This window comes from Thalassolituus sp. ST750PaO-4, from assembly GCF_020320405.1.
Taxonomy (GTDB): Bacteria; Pseudomonadota; Gammaproteobacteria; order Pseudomonadales; family Oceanobacteraceae; genus Venatoribacter; species Venatoribacter alkanivorans.
This window is the reverse complement of record NZ_JABVCB010000013.1, coordinates 236,016-250,940: the sequence shown is the minus strand read 5'-3', so window position 1 is coordinate 250,940 and position 14,925 is coordinate 236,016. Positions and strand designations below refer to the sequence as shown.

Annotated in this window: 14 protein-coding genes; 7 read left to right on the top strand and 7 right to left on the bottom strand. The window is 48.5% G+C overall.

The features are described from left to right. The 3 genes from HUF18_RS16600 to HUF18_RS16590 all read left to right on the top strand — a co-directional run. The coding region (locus HUF18_RS16600) for a tandem-95 repeat protein (protein ID WP_225692987.1) at window positions 1-2,950 on the top strand (2,950 nt) is incomplete at its 5' end. A 15-nt stretch (window positions 2,951-2,965) separates the two neighbouring features. Further along, window positions 2,966-3,472, top strand: a complete 507-nt coding sequence (locus HUF18_RS16595) for a hypothetical protein (RefSeq protein WP_225692986.1) — start codon at window positions 2,966-2,968, stop codon at window positions 3,470-3,472. A 308-nt stretch (window positions 3,473-3,780) separates the two neighbouring features. Then, window positions 3,781-4,221, top strand: a complete 441-nt coding sequence (locus tag HUF18_RS16590; protein WP_225692985.1) for a CZB domain-containing protein — start codon at window positions 3,781-3,783, stop codon at window positions 4,219-4,221. 113 nt (window positions 4,222-4,334) lie between these two features. Here the strand turns inward: HUF18_RS16590 and HUF18_RS16585 are convergent, their stop codons facing one another. Beyond that, on the bottom strand, window positions 4,335-5,222 hold the full coding sequence (locus HUF18_RS16585) for a LysR family transcriptional regulator ArgP (RefSeq protein WP_274704271.1): 888 nt from the start codon (window positions 5,220-5,222) through the stop codon (window positions 4,335-4,337). A gap of 100 nt (window positions 5,223-5,322) precedes the next feature. Between HUF18_RS16585 and HUF18_RS16580 the strand changes: the two genes are divergently transcribed. Beyond that, on the top strand, window positions 5,323-5,955 hold the full coding sequence (locus HUF18_RS16580) for a LysE/ArgO family amino acid transporter (protein ID WP_225692984.1): 633 nt from the start codon (window positions 5,323-5,325) through the stop codon (window positions 5,953-5,955). 131 nt (window positions 5,956-6,086) lie between these two features. Here the strand turns inward: HUF18_RS16580 and HUF18_RS16575 are convergent, their stop codons facing one another. Then, a complete protein-coding gene (locus HUF18_RS16575; protein WP_225692983.1) occupies window positions 6,087-7,004 on the bottom strand; it encodes a DMT family transporter in 918 nt (305 codons plus the stop codon). A 113-nt stretch (window positions 7,005-7,117) separates the two neighbouring features. On the opposite strand from HUF18_RS16575, the gene HUF18_RS16570 reads away from it, so the two are divergent. After that, a complete protein-coding gene (locus tag HUF18_RS16570) occupies window positions 7,118-8,020 on the top strand; it encodes a LysR family transcriptional regulator (RefSeq protein WP_145466508.1) in 903 nt (300 codons plus the stop codon). 94 nt (window positions 8,021-8,114) lie between these two features. On the opposite strand, the gene HUF18_RS16565 is transcribed toward HUF18_RS16570, so the two are convergent. From HUF18_RS16565 to HUF18_RS19875, 5 genes are all read right to left on the bottom strand, one after another. Next, window positions 8,115-8,651, bottom strand: coding sequence for a hypothetical protein (locus HUF18_RS16565; protein ID WP_225692982.1), 537 nt, complete (start codon window positions 8,649-8,651; stop codon window positions 8,115-8,117). A 520-nt stretch (window positions 8,652-9,171) separates the two neighbouring features. Next, a complete protein-coding gene (locus tag HUF18_RS16560) occupies window positions 9,172-9,342 on the bottom strand; it encodes a hypothetical protein (RefSeq protein WP_225692981.1) in 171 nt (56 codons plus the stop codon). A gap of 493 nt (window positions 9,343-9,835) precedes the next feature. Continuing rightward, complete coding sequence (locus tag HUF18_RS16555) at window positions 9,836-10,363, bottom strand: hypothetical protein (RefSeq protein ID WP_225692980.1); 528 nt, start codon at window positions 10,361-10,363, stop codon at window positions 9,836-9,838. A 404-nt stretch (window positions 10,364-10,767) separates the two neighbouring features. Continuing rightward, entirely contained in the window at window positions 10,768-11,334 is a 567-nt protein-coding gene (locus tag HUF18_RS16550; protein WP_225692979.1) for an SMI1/KNR4 family protein, read from the bottom strand. 91 nt (window positions 11,335-11,425) lie between these two features. Further along, window positions 11,426-12,064, bottom strand: coding sequence for a hypothetical protein (locus HUF18_RS19875; protein WP_255606164.1), 639 nt, complete (start codon window positions 12,062-12,064; stop codon window positions 11,426-11,428). 429 nt (window positions 12,065-12,493) lie between these two features. On the opposite strand from HUF18_RS19875, the gene HUF18_RS16540 reads away from it, so the two are divergent. Further along, complete coding sequence (locus HUF18_RS16540; RefSeq protein ID WP_225692978.1) at window positions 12,494-14,122, top strand: NAD(P)/FAD-dependent oxidoreductase; 1,629 nt, start codon at window positions 12,494-12,496, stop codon at window positions 14,120-14,122. Between the two features lie 4 nt (window positions 14,123-14,126). Then, entirely contained in the window at window positions 14,127-14,873 is a 747-nt protein-coding gene (locus HUF18_RS16535) for a TrmH family RNA methyltransferase (RefSeq protein ID WP_225692977.1), read from the top strand. Window positions 14,874-14,925: the final 52 nt, after the last annotated feature.

Here is a 14,925-nt window from a genome sequence, read left to right as displayed (position 1 = left end):
TATAACCACCGCAGGCAACCTGACCTATACACCAACAGCGGATTTTAATGGCAACGATACCCTGACCATTCAGGTCAGCGATGGCCTGGTTAATACGACGGCTACTATTAACGTTGATATTATTGCGATTAATGACGCTGGCCCAGTATTCACAAATGGCCAAACACAAAACCTCAGTACAACCGAAGATCAACCGTTGTCTGCGCAAATCGCTGCAACCGATGTCGATGGTGACGAGCTGTCGTTCAGCCTTATCACAACACCTCAGCACGGTGCCGCGGTTATAACCACCACGGGTAGCCTGACCTATACACCAACAGCGGATTTTAATGGCGACGATACCCTGACCATTCAGATCAGTGATGGACTGATCAATACGACGGCTACTATTAATGTCGATATTATTGCAGTTAATGACACCCCAGCATTCAGCAGTGGCCAAACGCAAAACCTCAGCACAAACGAAGATCAACCGTTGTCTGCGCAAATCGCTGCAACCGATGTCGATGGTGACGAGCTGTCGTTCAGTCTTATCACTGCTCCTCAGCACGGTGCCGCAGTTATAACCACCGCAGGCAACCTGACCTATACACCAACAGCGGATTTTAATGGCGACGATACCCTGACCGTTCAGGTCAGTGATGGCCTGATCAATACGACGGCTATTATTAACGTCGATATTATTGCGGTTAATGACACCCCAGCATTCAGCAGTGGCCAAACGCAAAACCTCAGCACAACCGAAGATCAACCGTTGTCTGCGCAAATCGCTGCAACCGATGTCGATGGTGACGAGCTGACGTTCAGCCTTATCACAACACCTCAGCACGGTGCCGCAGTTATAACCACCGCAGGCAACCTGACCTATACACCAACAGCGGATTTTAATTGCAACGATACCCTGACCATTCAGGTCAGCGATGGTACGGTAAACACCACAGCGAATATTAATTTTACAATTAATGCTGTAAACGATGTGCCTACTATCCCAGCGGCGAGTTTTACCAGCTATGACGCCCAGACGCTGAATGGAACCATTAACGCTTCCGATATTGATGGCGATAACCTGACCTTTTCTCAGGTATCTGGCCAAACACTGCCTGGAACCGTCACTTTTAACCTGAATAATGACGGTACCTTCAGTTACCAGAACCTCACGACCAGTAGCACACAGGTAGATATTCAGGTCGAAGTAAGCGACGGTACCCTGAGTGCACAAACCACTCTGAGTTTTGCTACCCAAACCGACCCTCTGCTCACTCAGCAATGGCACCTGAAAAACACCGGGCAAAATGCATTTTCTGCCAGTAGCGGAACGACAGGTCACGATATTAATATCGGTACTTTGCATATCGATGGCGCGACAGGTAACGGCGTTAAAGTTGCCGTTGTGGATTCCGGCCTGGAAATTGGCCACGAAGATCTGAGCGCTAATGTTCTGCCCGGCCGTTCTTACGATTACGTTAATGGCGATACCGATCCGACCCCCACCGATAATGGTGGCGACCACGGTACCTCTGTAGCCGGTTTAATTGCCGCTAAAGGCTTCAATGATATCGGTGGACGTGGTGTTGCTCCCAACGCCAGCCTGCTGGGCTTTAACTGGCTGGAAACGCAATTATTCAGCGAGTGGCAAAAGAATCATGGTGGCGATCAGACCAGCGATGTACAGATTATCAACCAGAGCTATGGTGCTAACATTGCCGGACCTCAGACATTCTTTGATGCCTGGAATAACGCAGCCGAATCTCATCTGAAAACCGTTCAAAGCACAAATAATGCAGGCAAAGGGATTGTTATGCTGAAGTCGGCAGGCAATTCTTTTACCGATATCAGTACTGATATGACCATTTCAGGCATAGCAATTGATGCCATTGCGTCTGAGTATGTTTTCAATAATACGAAACCTCGCCTGAGCGCCAATATCGCAGGGGCCGAGCCTGAGTCTTCCAGCTTTTATCAGACCGTGATCTCCGCAGTTAATGCTAACGCTGCCGATCCTCTGTCATCTTATTCAAGTGTTGGCGCCTCAGTCTGGGTTTCTTCACCCGGCGGTGAATACGGCAGCAGCTCTCCGGCAATGATCACCACCGACCTGACAGGCTGTAACCGTGGTTATGCAAAAACCGGCGAGAACGGTTTTAACGGCAATACCAGCCAGAATGATAACTGTAATTACACCTCCACCTTCAACGGCACATCATCAGCAGCACCCGTTGCCTCCGGTGTAGCAGCATTGATTATGGAAGCGAACGACAGCCTGAGCTGGCGTGATGTCCGTCATATTATGGCGAAAACAGCGAAGAAAATTGACGAGGGGTTCACCCCGATTGAAATCACCAACGGTGCTGACACCTTTATTGCCGAACCAGGCTGGCTGACTAACGCTGCTGGCTACCACTTCCATAACTGGTATGGCTTCGGCATGGTCGATGCAACAGCAGCCGTTGCTCTGGCCAAAGATCCAGCTTACGTTGCACTGCCTGCCGTCAGCGAAACGGCCTTTATCGCTCCGGCCGATACCAGCGCTGTTACTATCCCTGAGGGCAATACCGGTGCCAGTAAGACCATCAGTATCGGCGATGATCTTACCGTTGAAGCCGTGCAGATTAAAATCAGCGTGACCCATGGCCGTGACGCTGACCTGGCGATTGAGTTGACCTCTCCGGCCGGCACTAAGTCCATGGTTCTGCAACCGCGAAGCCTGCTGGTGATGGATCAGGATGACAGCACAGCAGCAGACTTTAACGATACCGTACTGCTGTCCAATGCTTTCTACGGTGAAAGCTCGCAGGGCACCTGGACAATCAAAGTTACCGACACCAATAACGGTACTTTCAGATTCTATGTTCACCGGACCAACGAAAACGACTGGGTGTATTACAATTCACCGAATAACAGCACCACCGGTACCCTGAACAGCGTATCCCTGCGTATTTACGGACACTGATTTAAGGAATATATGATGATGAACATAATTAAAAACGCAGTATTCGCCACACTGGTATTTACCTGCACCGCACAGGCGGAAGTAAAAACCCAGTTTCTGGCCATGAGCAAAACCCCTGCGCCGCTGACAGAAAAAACCAGCACGGCCCAGACTCAGGACAACAGCAATCTGCAGGCTGACACCAGCATTGTGGTTGAAAGTGCCGGTAAACGCTTTTCTCCACTGGTTTCTTCTGTGGGCACAATGAGCAGCGGGCAGAAAACCGGCTTATACAAAGGCCAGTTAATGCAGGCAGAAAACAAGCGCACTACCGGAAAAATTACCGGCGCTATTATGGTTAAAACCTCCGCTGAAACCCTGAATATTCAGGGCGCCAGCGAAACCCGTTTTGGCAGCGAATTCATTCTGCTCAGCTTTGATGACTCAACCGAGCTGCTGACGGCTCTTGAGCAGCTGAAAAAGCGCAGCGATGTTGAATCAGCCGAACTGGAAGTCAACACCAAACGTTACGTTCCGAAATAATACAGCCGGTCAGTTTCTGATTGAGATTGTATTTATTTCTTAACGCCCGGTGAGCTTCATCGGGCGTTTTGTATTTAAAGGGCAGGCTAAACTGGTGGATTATCACAGCGCTTACGCAACCCTCTGCGCCCGGGTTCCATATAATGCCTTTCACACCTTTTTAAGATCAGAATTGCAACGTATTGCAATAAAGCACAACAGCTGCGACAGAAATATTCTTAACGATTCTGATAATATGACAGTCGCAGATTCGGATTTGACGACAGTCGACAATAGCGGTAAGACGATCCTCCGATCAGGAGAACACAATGAACAAAAATGAAACGCTCCAGCAACTGCGCCAGGCGCGTACCGGCCACCTCCGCTGGCAGGCTCATGCACAATCAATTCTGTCTGCGCCCAACCATCTCGATAATATCAGCGAGAAAGCCCCCATGAATCACACTGATTGCCAGTTCGGGCAATGGTACTTCGGGCAGATGCAGGCGCTGAGACACATTCCGGGCTATCAACAGATTGATCCTTTGCATGAACGGCTGCATCAGCTTTACCGGGAAATTTTCGACATTATGCTGGAGAAAAAGTCGGGTACGTTCAGCTGGCTCTTTGGCAGTGATGCCCGCCATCGCCAGCGCTGCATCGATAAGGCACGCCCGGTCATGGATCAGCTGAGCGCCACCTCAAAAGAATTGCTCGCCGCAATTGATGAGCTGCAGAAAACCATCGAGCAAATGCCGGAGCCGGCATAAATCAGCGCGGGTAACAAAGATTCTCCATTGCGCCAAAAGCTGTTGTTACCCGCACACAATATGAAATATCACGCTTAATTTTAACCGAAGCCGGCAGTTGAGCTGGCTTAACCTTAATGTTTAAGCGGCAGCAAAATCTTTTTCGCCTCCGCTACAACCGCCGTGCGCAGATTTTTTAACAGCGAACTTTCGGTCTGCCAGTAATGCCAGTACAAAGGCACATCCAGATGATAGCCCGGCACCACATCACGTAATTCGCCCGACTTAATATGCTCCGCCACCTGTACCTGCGGAATCATACCGTAGCCTATTCCGGCCAGCGCCATGCGCACGAAACCACCGGATGATGGACATTGATGCGTGCGCTGTGGTTCAGCATGCTCGGGCGAAACGCTTTGTAAGAAACGATGCTGCAAACGGTCGTCACCGCTGAAAATCAGACAGGGCAGCTGTGCAATCGCTTTCTGGCTGCGCTTCAGCTGATGGCGGCGGATAAACTCAGGACTCGCCAGTGCACGATAACGCATCACCCCCAGGGGTTGACTCAGGCCGCCATTCACCGGGGCCGCCGTGGCACAAATGCAGGCCATCACCTCGCCGTTACGCATACGTTTAAGACCGACATCCTGATCCTCAACAACAAAATCAAAATCCATCTGCACATAATCATCGCAGCGCAATAATGCTGGTGCCAGCCAGGTATCCAGCGTATCGGCATTCACCGCAAGTCGGATTTTTACCGATTCTGCGCTTTCCTGCGGCAGCAACAATCCCTGCTCCAGCTGCTGCACCTGCTGCAGATGATTGGTCAGGCGCTGGCCAAGATCGGTCAGCCTTGGTGGCGAGGTGCGCAACAATACCGGCTGCCCCAGACGAAATTCCAGCTGGCGGATACGCTGGCTCACCGCCGACTGGCTGACGTTCAACCGCTGTGCTGCGCGCTCAAAACCACGGCATTCAAGTACGGCCACCAAAGCTTCCAGAGCACGATAATCCATCATAAGAACACCTTATATCTCATAAGATTTATTACTTTGAATGATAATAAGCAAAAGCTTATTGTGCGCGCCATCACTTTATAAAAGCTTTCGGGAAACCATCGTGGAAAACCTGCCCATCTACCTGACTTCAATGCTTACCGGTTTTGCCGTGACCATGGGCTTAATTGTTGCCATCGGCGCTCAGAATGCCTGGGTACTGAATAAATGCCTGCGCAATGAAAACCCGCGCGCGGTCGCAGCTGTCTGTATCAGTCTGGATACGTTACTGATTTTTACCGGTGTATTTTTTATGCATTACGTGCAGGATCTGATACCGGCACTGGTACCATTATTTACCTGGTTTGCCGTCGGCCTTTTGCTGTGGCTGGCCCTGCAGGCTTTTATCCGGGCATGGGGAAATCAGGGCGGAGCCTTAGTCGCCGCCGGAGCAGCAAGCACAGAAAGTGCCTGGCGCAGCGCCGGTCAGGCGATGCTGATTTCGCTGATTAATCCGCATGTATATCTGGATACTGTCGTATTAATCGGCAGCGTAGGCGCACGTCAGGAATTACCTCTGCTGTTTGCACTCGGCGCATCCTTCGCCTCCTTCCTGTGGTTTTCTACGCTGGTGCTGGGAGCAAAAAAACTGCGGACTCATCTGAGCTCGCCGCAACAGTGGCGGATATTCGACAGCGTGATTGGTATTGTGATGTTACTGGTTGCGGGATCACTGATCAGCCACCAGTTTGCCTAACAGACGGAACAGCACAATACACCGCAGTTTAAGCATCTGCACAAAGAAAAGCACCGCATCGGGAAATAACCGCTGCGGCGCTTTTTTATCTGACCTCTGATCCTTTGCACTTTTCGCTGCAGACCTCGCCGTTACCCCACCCGGCCTGCCGACGGTTTAAGAGCAGCAGGTAAAGTCACCTTACCGTTAAACACCAGTACCGCAAACAACACCAGCACCAACCCCCCAACCTGTAACGCATTAGGCATAACGCCCAGCATCAGACTGACCAGCAAGGTAAAAACCGGCACAAGGTTAAAGGCAATGGCTGATTTATCCGGCCCTAACTGCTGTACGCCTTTCAGCCAGAACACATAGGCCAGCACCGAACCGCAAAGCCCCATGTAGAACAAAATGCCGTGTGATTTCAGCGTCAGCTGCGGAATCGTCAGCTGCGGCTGTTCAACCACCAGCGCCAGTAAAATCAACGCCACGGCACCAGTACTGACCGTCCAGCGGGCAAATTGCAGCGGTGGAATATGCGGTGCGTATTTTTTCGAGCCCACGCTGTACAGACTCCAGACCAGACAGGCCAGCAACATCCATAAATCACCACTGGCAACATTCAGCTGGCTGAAATCACCACCGGTAATAACCAGACTGACGCCGATAAAAGCCAATATCATTCCGGCTATCTGCACCGCTTTCATGCGGGCATTCAGCAGCACCACAGATAACAGCACAGACACCAGCGGCGACAACGCCATAATCAGCGCGGCGTTAAGCGGTGTTGTGCTGTGCAGGGCGATAAAAAACGCATAGTTAAAACCGAACACACCAAGAATACCGAGCGGCGCAAGTACCAGCGTATCACGCCACTGTAACTGCGATTCTGCCTTCCCCGACCACCAGCGAAACAACCAGAAAATAACCAGTGCAATAAAGAAGCGTTCGGCGGCGGCCGTCAGGGGCGGCACAACGCCGGCTATTTCATGAGCAGCATTAAAATTACTGCCCCAGAACAGGGTGCTGAAAACAATCAGTAACCAGATGCTGGCATTTGAATTCACAACAAGACTCCGGATAAAAACTGCGACCCGGTATGGATCGCCGATACAGGGGTTAGCCTATTGATTTCATATATGTTAATAAATAGCGACATCTGGCAACTTAAATTCCATAAATGAAATCAAGATTCTCTCTGGATGATCTCTGGTTATTTCAGCAGGTGGTACAGCATGGCGGTATCGCTGCTGCTGCCACGGCCACCGGCATTCCACAGGCAACCCTGAGCCGTCGCCTGAAAGGGTTAGAGCAAACACTGGGAGGCCGGTTACTGGAACGCAGTGCGCATTATTTTTCGCTGACCGAGCTGGGCGAACACTATTACCAGCGTTGCACACCACTGCTGGCCGAGCTGCGCGAGATCCGTAATCAGCTGGACGATCAGCACACCCGTCTGTGTGGGCGCCTGCGTATCACCGCGCCGGTCAGCATGACGCAAAGCTGGCTTGGCCAGTGCTTCTTTGCCTTTATGCAGCAGTATCCGGGGATTCAGCTCGATCTGGTTCTGTCCAATCAATATGAAAACCTGATCGAACAACATATTGATGCAGCTTTCAGGGTCGGAGAGCCACGCGACAGCAGCTGGATTGCCCGACCGGTATGGTCTACCCGTATGACGCTCTGCGCATCCGCACAGTACCTGGCAAACGCGGAACCGGTCAGCCATCCGCAACAACTGCATCAGCATCCGCTGTTGGCTGCCTACCCGATCAATGAATGGTTGCTGCAGAACAAACGCAACCAGGAGTATTTTCGTCTGGCACCGCAATCACGCCTGCGCGTTAACGATATTGATGTTGCCGCCAACGCCGCCAAAGCCGGACTCGGCATCGCCCTGATTCCAACCTACTATCTGGCCAGCAACACATCGGCCGAAGGTTTACAGGCGGTATTACCCGATTGGCAGGGGCAGCAACGACCGGTCTACCTCTATTACCGCGACCGCGATGTAATGCCGGCACGGCTTAAGGCGTTTACTCAGTTTGTGCTGGAGTGGGTAAGTCACCAGCCGATGCCCTGACAGGTACCGGTTGGCAAACAGATAAATGCTGATACAAACGGCATTTAATGAGGGCCTGTTTATTGGGAATTAACAGGTCCGGGGAAGGAACGGATCAGAAGCCTTCCAGATCGCTCACCAGAACACTGGCAATCACTTCCAGATCGCGCGGCTCATCTTCATGATCCCACTTACCGACACCAACTTCAGCATTTACCAGGGCATCGGTAAAGCCGCCAAATTTCGTTGTAGCCTTGGCAAAAGAGCGGGAACCCAGACGTTTGGAGCCATGATCGACATAGATACTGCCGCTGAATTCCGGTTTAGCAATTGCGTCGCCGTAGCTGAACTTACGGAAGTAGTTCAGTTTAACCGTTGTGCTCAGACCATCTGCCGCATTTTCGATGTAAGTAATCGCGTTATTTTCCTGCAGCAGACGAATCATGTCGGCACGTACGGTTTCGGCAATTTCAGTTTCTGTCAGATAGCCCTTTGGTTGCTTGGCCGAATCCAGTCGTACCTCAACCTTAACCGCTGAAATCACCAGCGGTTTATTACGATATTCCTCAGAGCCTGCACTGTACTGGAAGGTCGAAGCGCAACCGGCAAGAAACAAGGCAGCAACCGCCAGAAAAGCCGCTTTAATATTCATAAACAAACAAGTCCTTTTTAAGGTGTATGGGAGCGCGGATAATACGGTTTTTTTAATCATCATTCGCGCAGTTTTTACCGAAAAGCGGGCTGCGTCACAATCCATTTACGTCCCGCAGGATACAGATCAAGATAACGTCAATTCAAAGCCTGCATAGCCTCAAAGGCTAAGGAAACCTGAAAGTCATCTTCAACATCGACTCAACGTCAACGTGTTCTGCTTGCCTAATATTCACTCGACCGCCTCAAAAATCAGAACACCGTCTTAATAAGAAGCACTATCGATACCGATTGCAACTGTCGTTTCCATTTCAGGCGAGATTCATTACCGAGTGGGATATTTTAGAATAAATGCCTTACTTACTATTTTAAAGAGGATGCTATATTTGTCATTACATTTCCCACAATGGGTGTTCCACTGGTTTTCCTTACTTACCAAAATCAGAACAGCATACGAACAATCGTCTCCCACAGCGTCAAGTTAAGAAAAAGAAGAATCTATACTCTCACTCTCGATTTTCTTATAAATTAATATTGCATAATGCAGATTTCGGAACACACTCTTTTAAACCAGCTTTAAAATGATCAATAAATCCAGCACATGCAGATGAAGTTACACCTGAAACAACATCATCTAAACCATTAATAACTTCAGAACAACAAATATTGCCATTATTATTGACAGCATGCATAGAATGAGCCTTCTGTATAACTCCCCCCAAAAAAACCGATTAAATAAAATAATCTTAATTAACACCCCAAGAACAAGATAACACCCTTCGTAAGGATGGTAAATATCTCCTAATATCAACTTTATTTCATTAACCAAAATAACGATCGAGCTCAGTAATTAGCGAAAATCGTCATCCTTAAATTCATATTATTAGTCATCATGATCACCTCGATACTTGAGAATAGTCCCTACCATTATTAAAAGCATACAACGGCAACTGACAGCCACTATTTACAATCAAAATAATTCAACCTTAGCATTTTCTCAGCCCGCTAAATAATATCAAGGAAATGCGACAAGGCGGTACTTGGACGATTATCAAATTAGTATTCATTTCCTGACATTAGCAGCCCTCTTAAAATGGGATTATTATTAACCCCTACACCCCATTGCACAATTATTAAGACGGGAAACCTTCACCTTTCAACCATGAGCGTCAGATCATGCCTGAACTAATTAAATTCAGGAACATCATCTCCAACCACAGCCCTAAGCCATACAGGCTTATCAGAAACTTGTTCCAAAACAGAATCAGGAATCCGTTTATACATATCATAGTGAGGCACATCAACCCTCCCTATAAAAACCCTCCCTATAAAAACCCTCTTATATTGACCCCAATCCTCATAAAAGTACCTCGAAGACTCAACAACATCCTCAAAACCAGAAAAAAAATTAGCATATATTGAATATAGTATTTCATCACCTCGCCCTTCAGCCTTAAGCTCAGACACATATGAAGAATTTAAAACCTCTGACAGCTTAGTTCTTTCAAATACATTTTTTACCAAACCCATTGCTTCACACGCACATTCAAGATCATCTAATTTCAAGTACTTTCTATATAACCTATCCCCTATTTTAGAGCGAACAGGCTCATCAAAATCCAACTCTTCTACACATTCAAAAAATGATTGGACATATTCAGCAGAACCTAGTTTAACCAGCAAACTTCCACCCAAATAACCTATTGTATTCACCATATATCCTTATAACAACCCAACAACTTCAATGTTATATCCCGCTAGACTTTTGCACAATTCTCTTTAAAACATTGTTTTCTGATCAGCAGAAAATTACCAACATCTAAAAGACACCCGGACTAAACCGCATACAATAATGCTTTGTTAATAAAAACACTACTCTCCTAAAAACCAGATACGACCTGAATTTTCTTATTTCTGACATTCATAAAAACACTAAAACCCTCTGATTTAGTTAATCGGGTAGCTTTAAATAGTTCATTATTTTAATTGATTGCCAGGCGGTAGCCGTTTCATCTTATTAATCCCCAAGACGGGTGTCCTATTAGTTTTTCCATTAGTTTAAAATCAGGAAAGCCTGGTATCTGGACAGTGTGGACGGGACACCTATTAGTTCCTATCTATTCGTCTTCCCATTCATATAATAGATTACAAAAATTATCAAAGTTGTCTGACACCTCAAAAGTTCTCATTTTATTTGTGTCATCATAATCGTCGTGCCGCATAAAGATAACCTTCGGCTGCCCCTGCTTCTCACTCCCCTTATAATCGAAGCAGATATAATCGCCACCTCCATTCCGCCCAAAGGTAATTAAATTATCATATCCGTAAACATCATAATTCTGATTATTAATTATATCCTCACTTTCAATCACCAACCCTTCAGCAGAGCCAAATCCCAAAAACCAAATACTAGTTGTATCTATAACACCCTGCTCTGGCGAAAAAAAGTTAAAATACTCATTGTCGAGGTAAGCTGCATTATGTTCACATATAAATTTCTTATATTGCTCCGGAAATACTACACCAAATTGCCTTTCAAAACGCTCAACCAACCGAACATCAACCTTACCTGAATCTTGAAAAACCTTAATATTATTTATACTCATATCTAACGTCCTTTCACTCAAGCTGGCTTCACCAATATGTTTAGCCGCATAATGTATATCTTTTGGTAGTAGCTGCATATTTATAGGAGCACCCTGAGCATTAATAGGACACCCACCCTAACACATTCTTCTGATTGCTCAATATTTGAGCATCAACTGTCTTGTAATTTCACCTTTCGGACGGAGTTCCGTCATACCCAAACCCCGCAAGCAACAAATCGCAGTAGAAGCCACACCTTACTATCACTGCGCTTCCCGCTGCGTACGTCGCGCCTTTATTTATGGCCATAATCAGGTTAGCGATTAAAGAGAAACAGAACAGCAATTCACTTACGAAGTTTAAACAACATAGCGTACGGATGATCGGCCTCCACCATATCAGGCTCAGAAAAAATAATACGTACTTTTTAGTCTCAATTTTCTTATGAATAAATATTCCATCATCTACACGATAGGATGCAGACTCCAGAACATGTTCATTTAAATTTCTTTTAAAATAATCAATCAAACCTGTATAAGTTGATGAAACAACACCCGGAAAAATGCTATCCAAATCACCAATAAATCCAGGATAGCAATCACTACAGTCCTGATGGATAGCACGCATAGCAGCACTATCAGAAGATGTCCACAAATACGAACGAATAAAGTAATCACCATCAGAGGTTGCGCCACCAAGAACAAGATAACACTTATTACAATAATGATAGATATTTCTTGATATAAATTTATCGTTATCAACAACTGAAACAACGCTACTCAATAAGCCTCGAAACTTTATATCACTCAATTCCATACAGTTAGTCATCGTGGCCACCTCGAAATTTCAGATCAAATCCTACCATTATTAAAAGTACTGACAGCCCCCCCCTAGAACCAACCGCCCCCACCTTAGCGCCTGCCTGGGCAAGACCAATTTCTGTCCGCTTTATAAAGGTCAATCAGCGCAATACTCAATATTATCTATGAAGGAATGGGCAACAGCAAAGTCCGTCGGAAAGCCAACAGTCTCAGGTACACCTTACTTTCGCTTGCGGCCACACGGTTCCCTGTATTCGCTGAGACGCCCAGGTAACGGCTGGAACTCCGGCCAGCAAAGAGCAACACGGGCCTCTCTCGGCGCCCAAAAGAGCCTTCTCGCCTATAGCAATAGGCCAACCCCCGTTCATCGGTTAGAATAGCGTTCTGTTTACCCCCGTTTCCCAACCTCTGCCGGAGTCACCGGCCAGGAAGTCTTATGATCCGTATTACCGAACTTGCCCTGCCCCTCGATCACCCGCAGGAAGCGCTGCGCGCGGCCATTCTTGAGCGTCTGAACATTCAGGATGCCGACCTGCTGAACTTCACGGTGTTTAAACGCAGCTACGATGCGCGGAAGAAAAACACCGAGATCAAATTTGTTTACATCATTGATCTGGAAGCACGCAACGAAGACCAGCTGCTGGCGCGCTTTGAAAAAGACGTGCATATCCGCCCGGCGCCGGATACCAACTACTACCCCGTCGGCCATGCCCCGGAAGGTCTGAGCGAGCGCCCGGTAATTATTGGTTTCGGTCCCTGTGGTCTGTTTGCCGCGTTAACACTGGCGCAGATGGGCTTTAAGCCGATCGTGCTGGAACGCGGTAAAGAAGTACGTCAGCGCACCAAAGACACCTGGGCACTGTGGCGTAAGAAAACACTGACGCCGGAATCCAACGTGCAGTTTGGTGAAGGCGGTGCCGGTCTGTTTTCCGACGGCAAACTCTACAGCCAGATCAAAGATCCGAAATTTTACGGCCGCAAAGTCATGCACGAGTTTGTCCGTGCCGGTGCGCCGGAAGAAATCATGTACGTCAGCAAGCCGCATATCGGTACCTTCCGTTTAACCGGGGTGGTATCGACCATGCGCGAAGAAATTAAAAAGCTCGGTGGCGAAGTGCGCTTTGAAAGCAAGGTCACAGAGATTCTGCGCAATGAAGATGGCCAGACCGAAGGCGTTGTACTGGCCGATGGCGAAGTAATTCACAGCCATCATGTTGTGCTGGCGCTGGGTCACAGCTCGCGCGATACCTTCCGTATGCTGCATAAAAAAGGCGTCTACGTCGAAGCCAAACCTTTTGCTGTAGGCTTCCGTATTGAGCATCCGCAATCGTTAATCGACCATGCCCGCTTAGGTAAATACGCCGGTCACCCGGAGCTGGGTGCCGCCGATTATAAGCTGGTCTATCACGCGAAAAATGGCCGTGCGGTGTATTCGTTCTGCATGTGCCCCGGCGGTACCGTGGTTGCTGCCACGTCCGAGCCAGGCCGTGTGGTTACCAATGGTATGAGCCAGTATTCCCGTAACGAGCGCAATGCTAACTCCGGTATTGTGGTCGGTATTAATCCGGAGCAGGATTTCCCCGGCGGTCCGTTAGCCGGGGTTGAACTGCAGGAAAAACTCGAAGAAAAAGCCTACGAACTTGGTGGCAGCGATTATTGCGCACCGGGCCAGCTGGTTGGTGATTTTATTCGCGGAAAAGATTCCAGCGAATTCGGTGAAGTTGAGCCGTCATACAAACCCGGCGTTAAACTCGGCAGCCTGTATCCGTCACTGCCTTCCTATGTGATTGAAGCCATCCGCGAAGCTCTGCCGGAATTCGGCAAACAGATCCGTGGCTTTGACCGCGACGATGCGATTTTAACCGGTATCGAAACCCGCACCTCATCGCCGGTCCGTATCGCCCGCGACCGCGATTCCCTGCAGAGTGTGAATACCAGAGGCTTGTATCCGGCCGGCGAAGGTGCAGGTTACGCCGGTGGTATTTTATCCGCCGGTGTCGATGGTATTAAAGTCGCCGAAGCCGTAGCACTGGATATGATCGCCCAGGCCGGAAAACAGGGCTGAAGCCATGAAAGTTGATGACGTTAAAAAACTGCAGCACAGAAAATACCGTGAAGAACTGCACCACTTTTTAGTGGAAGGTGAGCACCTGATTCTGGAGCTGCAGAAAGCAGCGGCGACCCAGCCACACCTGGCACAGTCGCAGCTGTTTATTACCGAGCAATATCAGGACTGGGTGGCGGAGCATATCAGCCTGAATCTGCGCACCACGGTCGTTGGTCATAAAGCCATGAGCCAGATGTCCGATACCAAAAGTCCGCAGGGCATTATTGCCGCCGTGCCTTTTGCTCCGGTTCAGGCAAGCAATCTGCAGCCGGTCAAAAACGAACGCGCTGTTTATTTATATGAAATTCAGGACCCGGGCAATTTAGGGACGATTTTGCGCACCCTCGCCTGGTTTGGTGGTTTCCGTTGTCTCCTCAGCGCCAACAGTGTTGACCCCTACAATCCTAAAGTTGTGCGCTCCAGTATGGGGGCTATTTTCCACGTCGCGCTGGAGCAGTATGTGGCGCTCGAAGTAGTGGCCGAACGCTATACCCGCATTGCCTGTCTCGATATGCAGGGCAAGGCGTTAAGCGACAGCAGCTTTAAAGAGTTTGATTGCTATGTATTCGGCAACGAAGCCCGCGGCGTGCCGCGTGAACAGCTAGAAGCCATGCAGGCTCAGCCGTTTACCATTAACGGCAGTGGCGCTATTGAATCGCTGAATTTAGCCTCAGCAGTGAATATGTGCGTGTATGAACTGGTGCGCTGAAGCGGTTTAATCATTTATTCTGGCCAGAGAATGTCTGGCCAGAATCAAACCC

Bases quoted from the DNA above. Each gene is read 5' to 3' on its own strand.
- HUF18_RS16595 (WP_225692986.1), top strand. From the start codon at position 2,966: ATGATGAACATAATTAAAAACGCAGTATTCGCCACACTGGTATTTACC.
- HUF18_RS16590 (WP_225692985.1), top strand. From the start codon at position 3,781: ATGAACAAAAATGAAACGCTCCAGCAACTGCGCCAGGCGCGTACCGGC.
- HUF18_RS16585 (WP_274704271.1), bottom strand. From the start codon at position 5,222: ATGATGGATTATCGTGCTCTGGAAGCTTTGGTGGCCGTACTTGAATGC.
- HUF18_RS16570 (WP_145466508.1), top strand. From the start codon at position 7,118: ATGAAATCAAGATTCTCTCTGGATGATCTCTGGTTATTTCAGCAGGTG.
- HUF18_RS16565 (WP_225692982.1), bottom strand. From the start codon at position 8,651: ATGAATATTAAAGCGGCTTTTCTGGCGGTTGCTGCCTTGTTTCTTGCC.
- HUF18_RS16560 (WP_225692981.1), bottom strand. From the start codon at position 9,342: ATGCATGCTGTCAATAATAATGGCAATATTTGTTGTTCTGAAGTTATT.
- HUF18_RS16550 (WP_225692979.1), bottom strand. From the start codon at position 11,334: ATGCAGCTACTACCAAAAGATATACATTATGCGGCTAAACATATTGGT.
- HUF18_RS19875 (WP_255606164.1), bottom strand. From the start codon at position 12,064: ATGACTAACTGTATGGAATTGAGTGATATAAAGTTTCGAGGCTTATTG.
- HUF18_RS16540 (WP_225692978.1), top strand. From the start codon at position 12,494: ATGATCCGTATTACCGAACTTGCCCTGCCCCTCGATCACCCGCAGGAA.
- HUF18_RS16535 (WP_225692977.1), top strand. From the start codon at position 14,127: ATGAAAGTTGATGACGTTAAAAAACTGCAGCACAGAAAATACCGTGAA.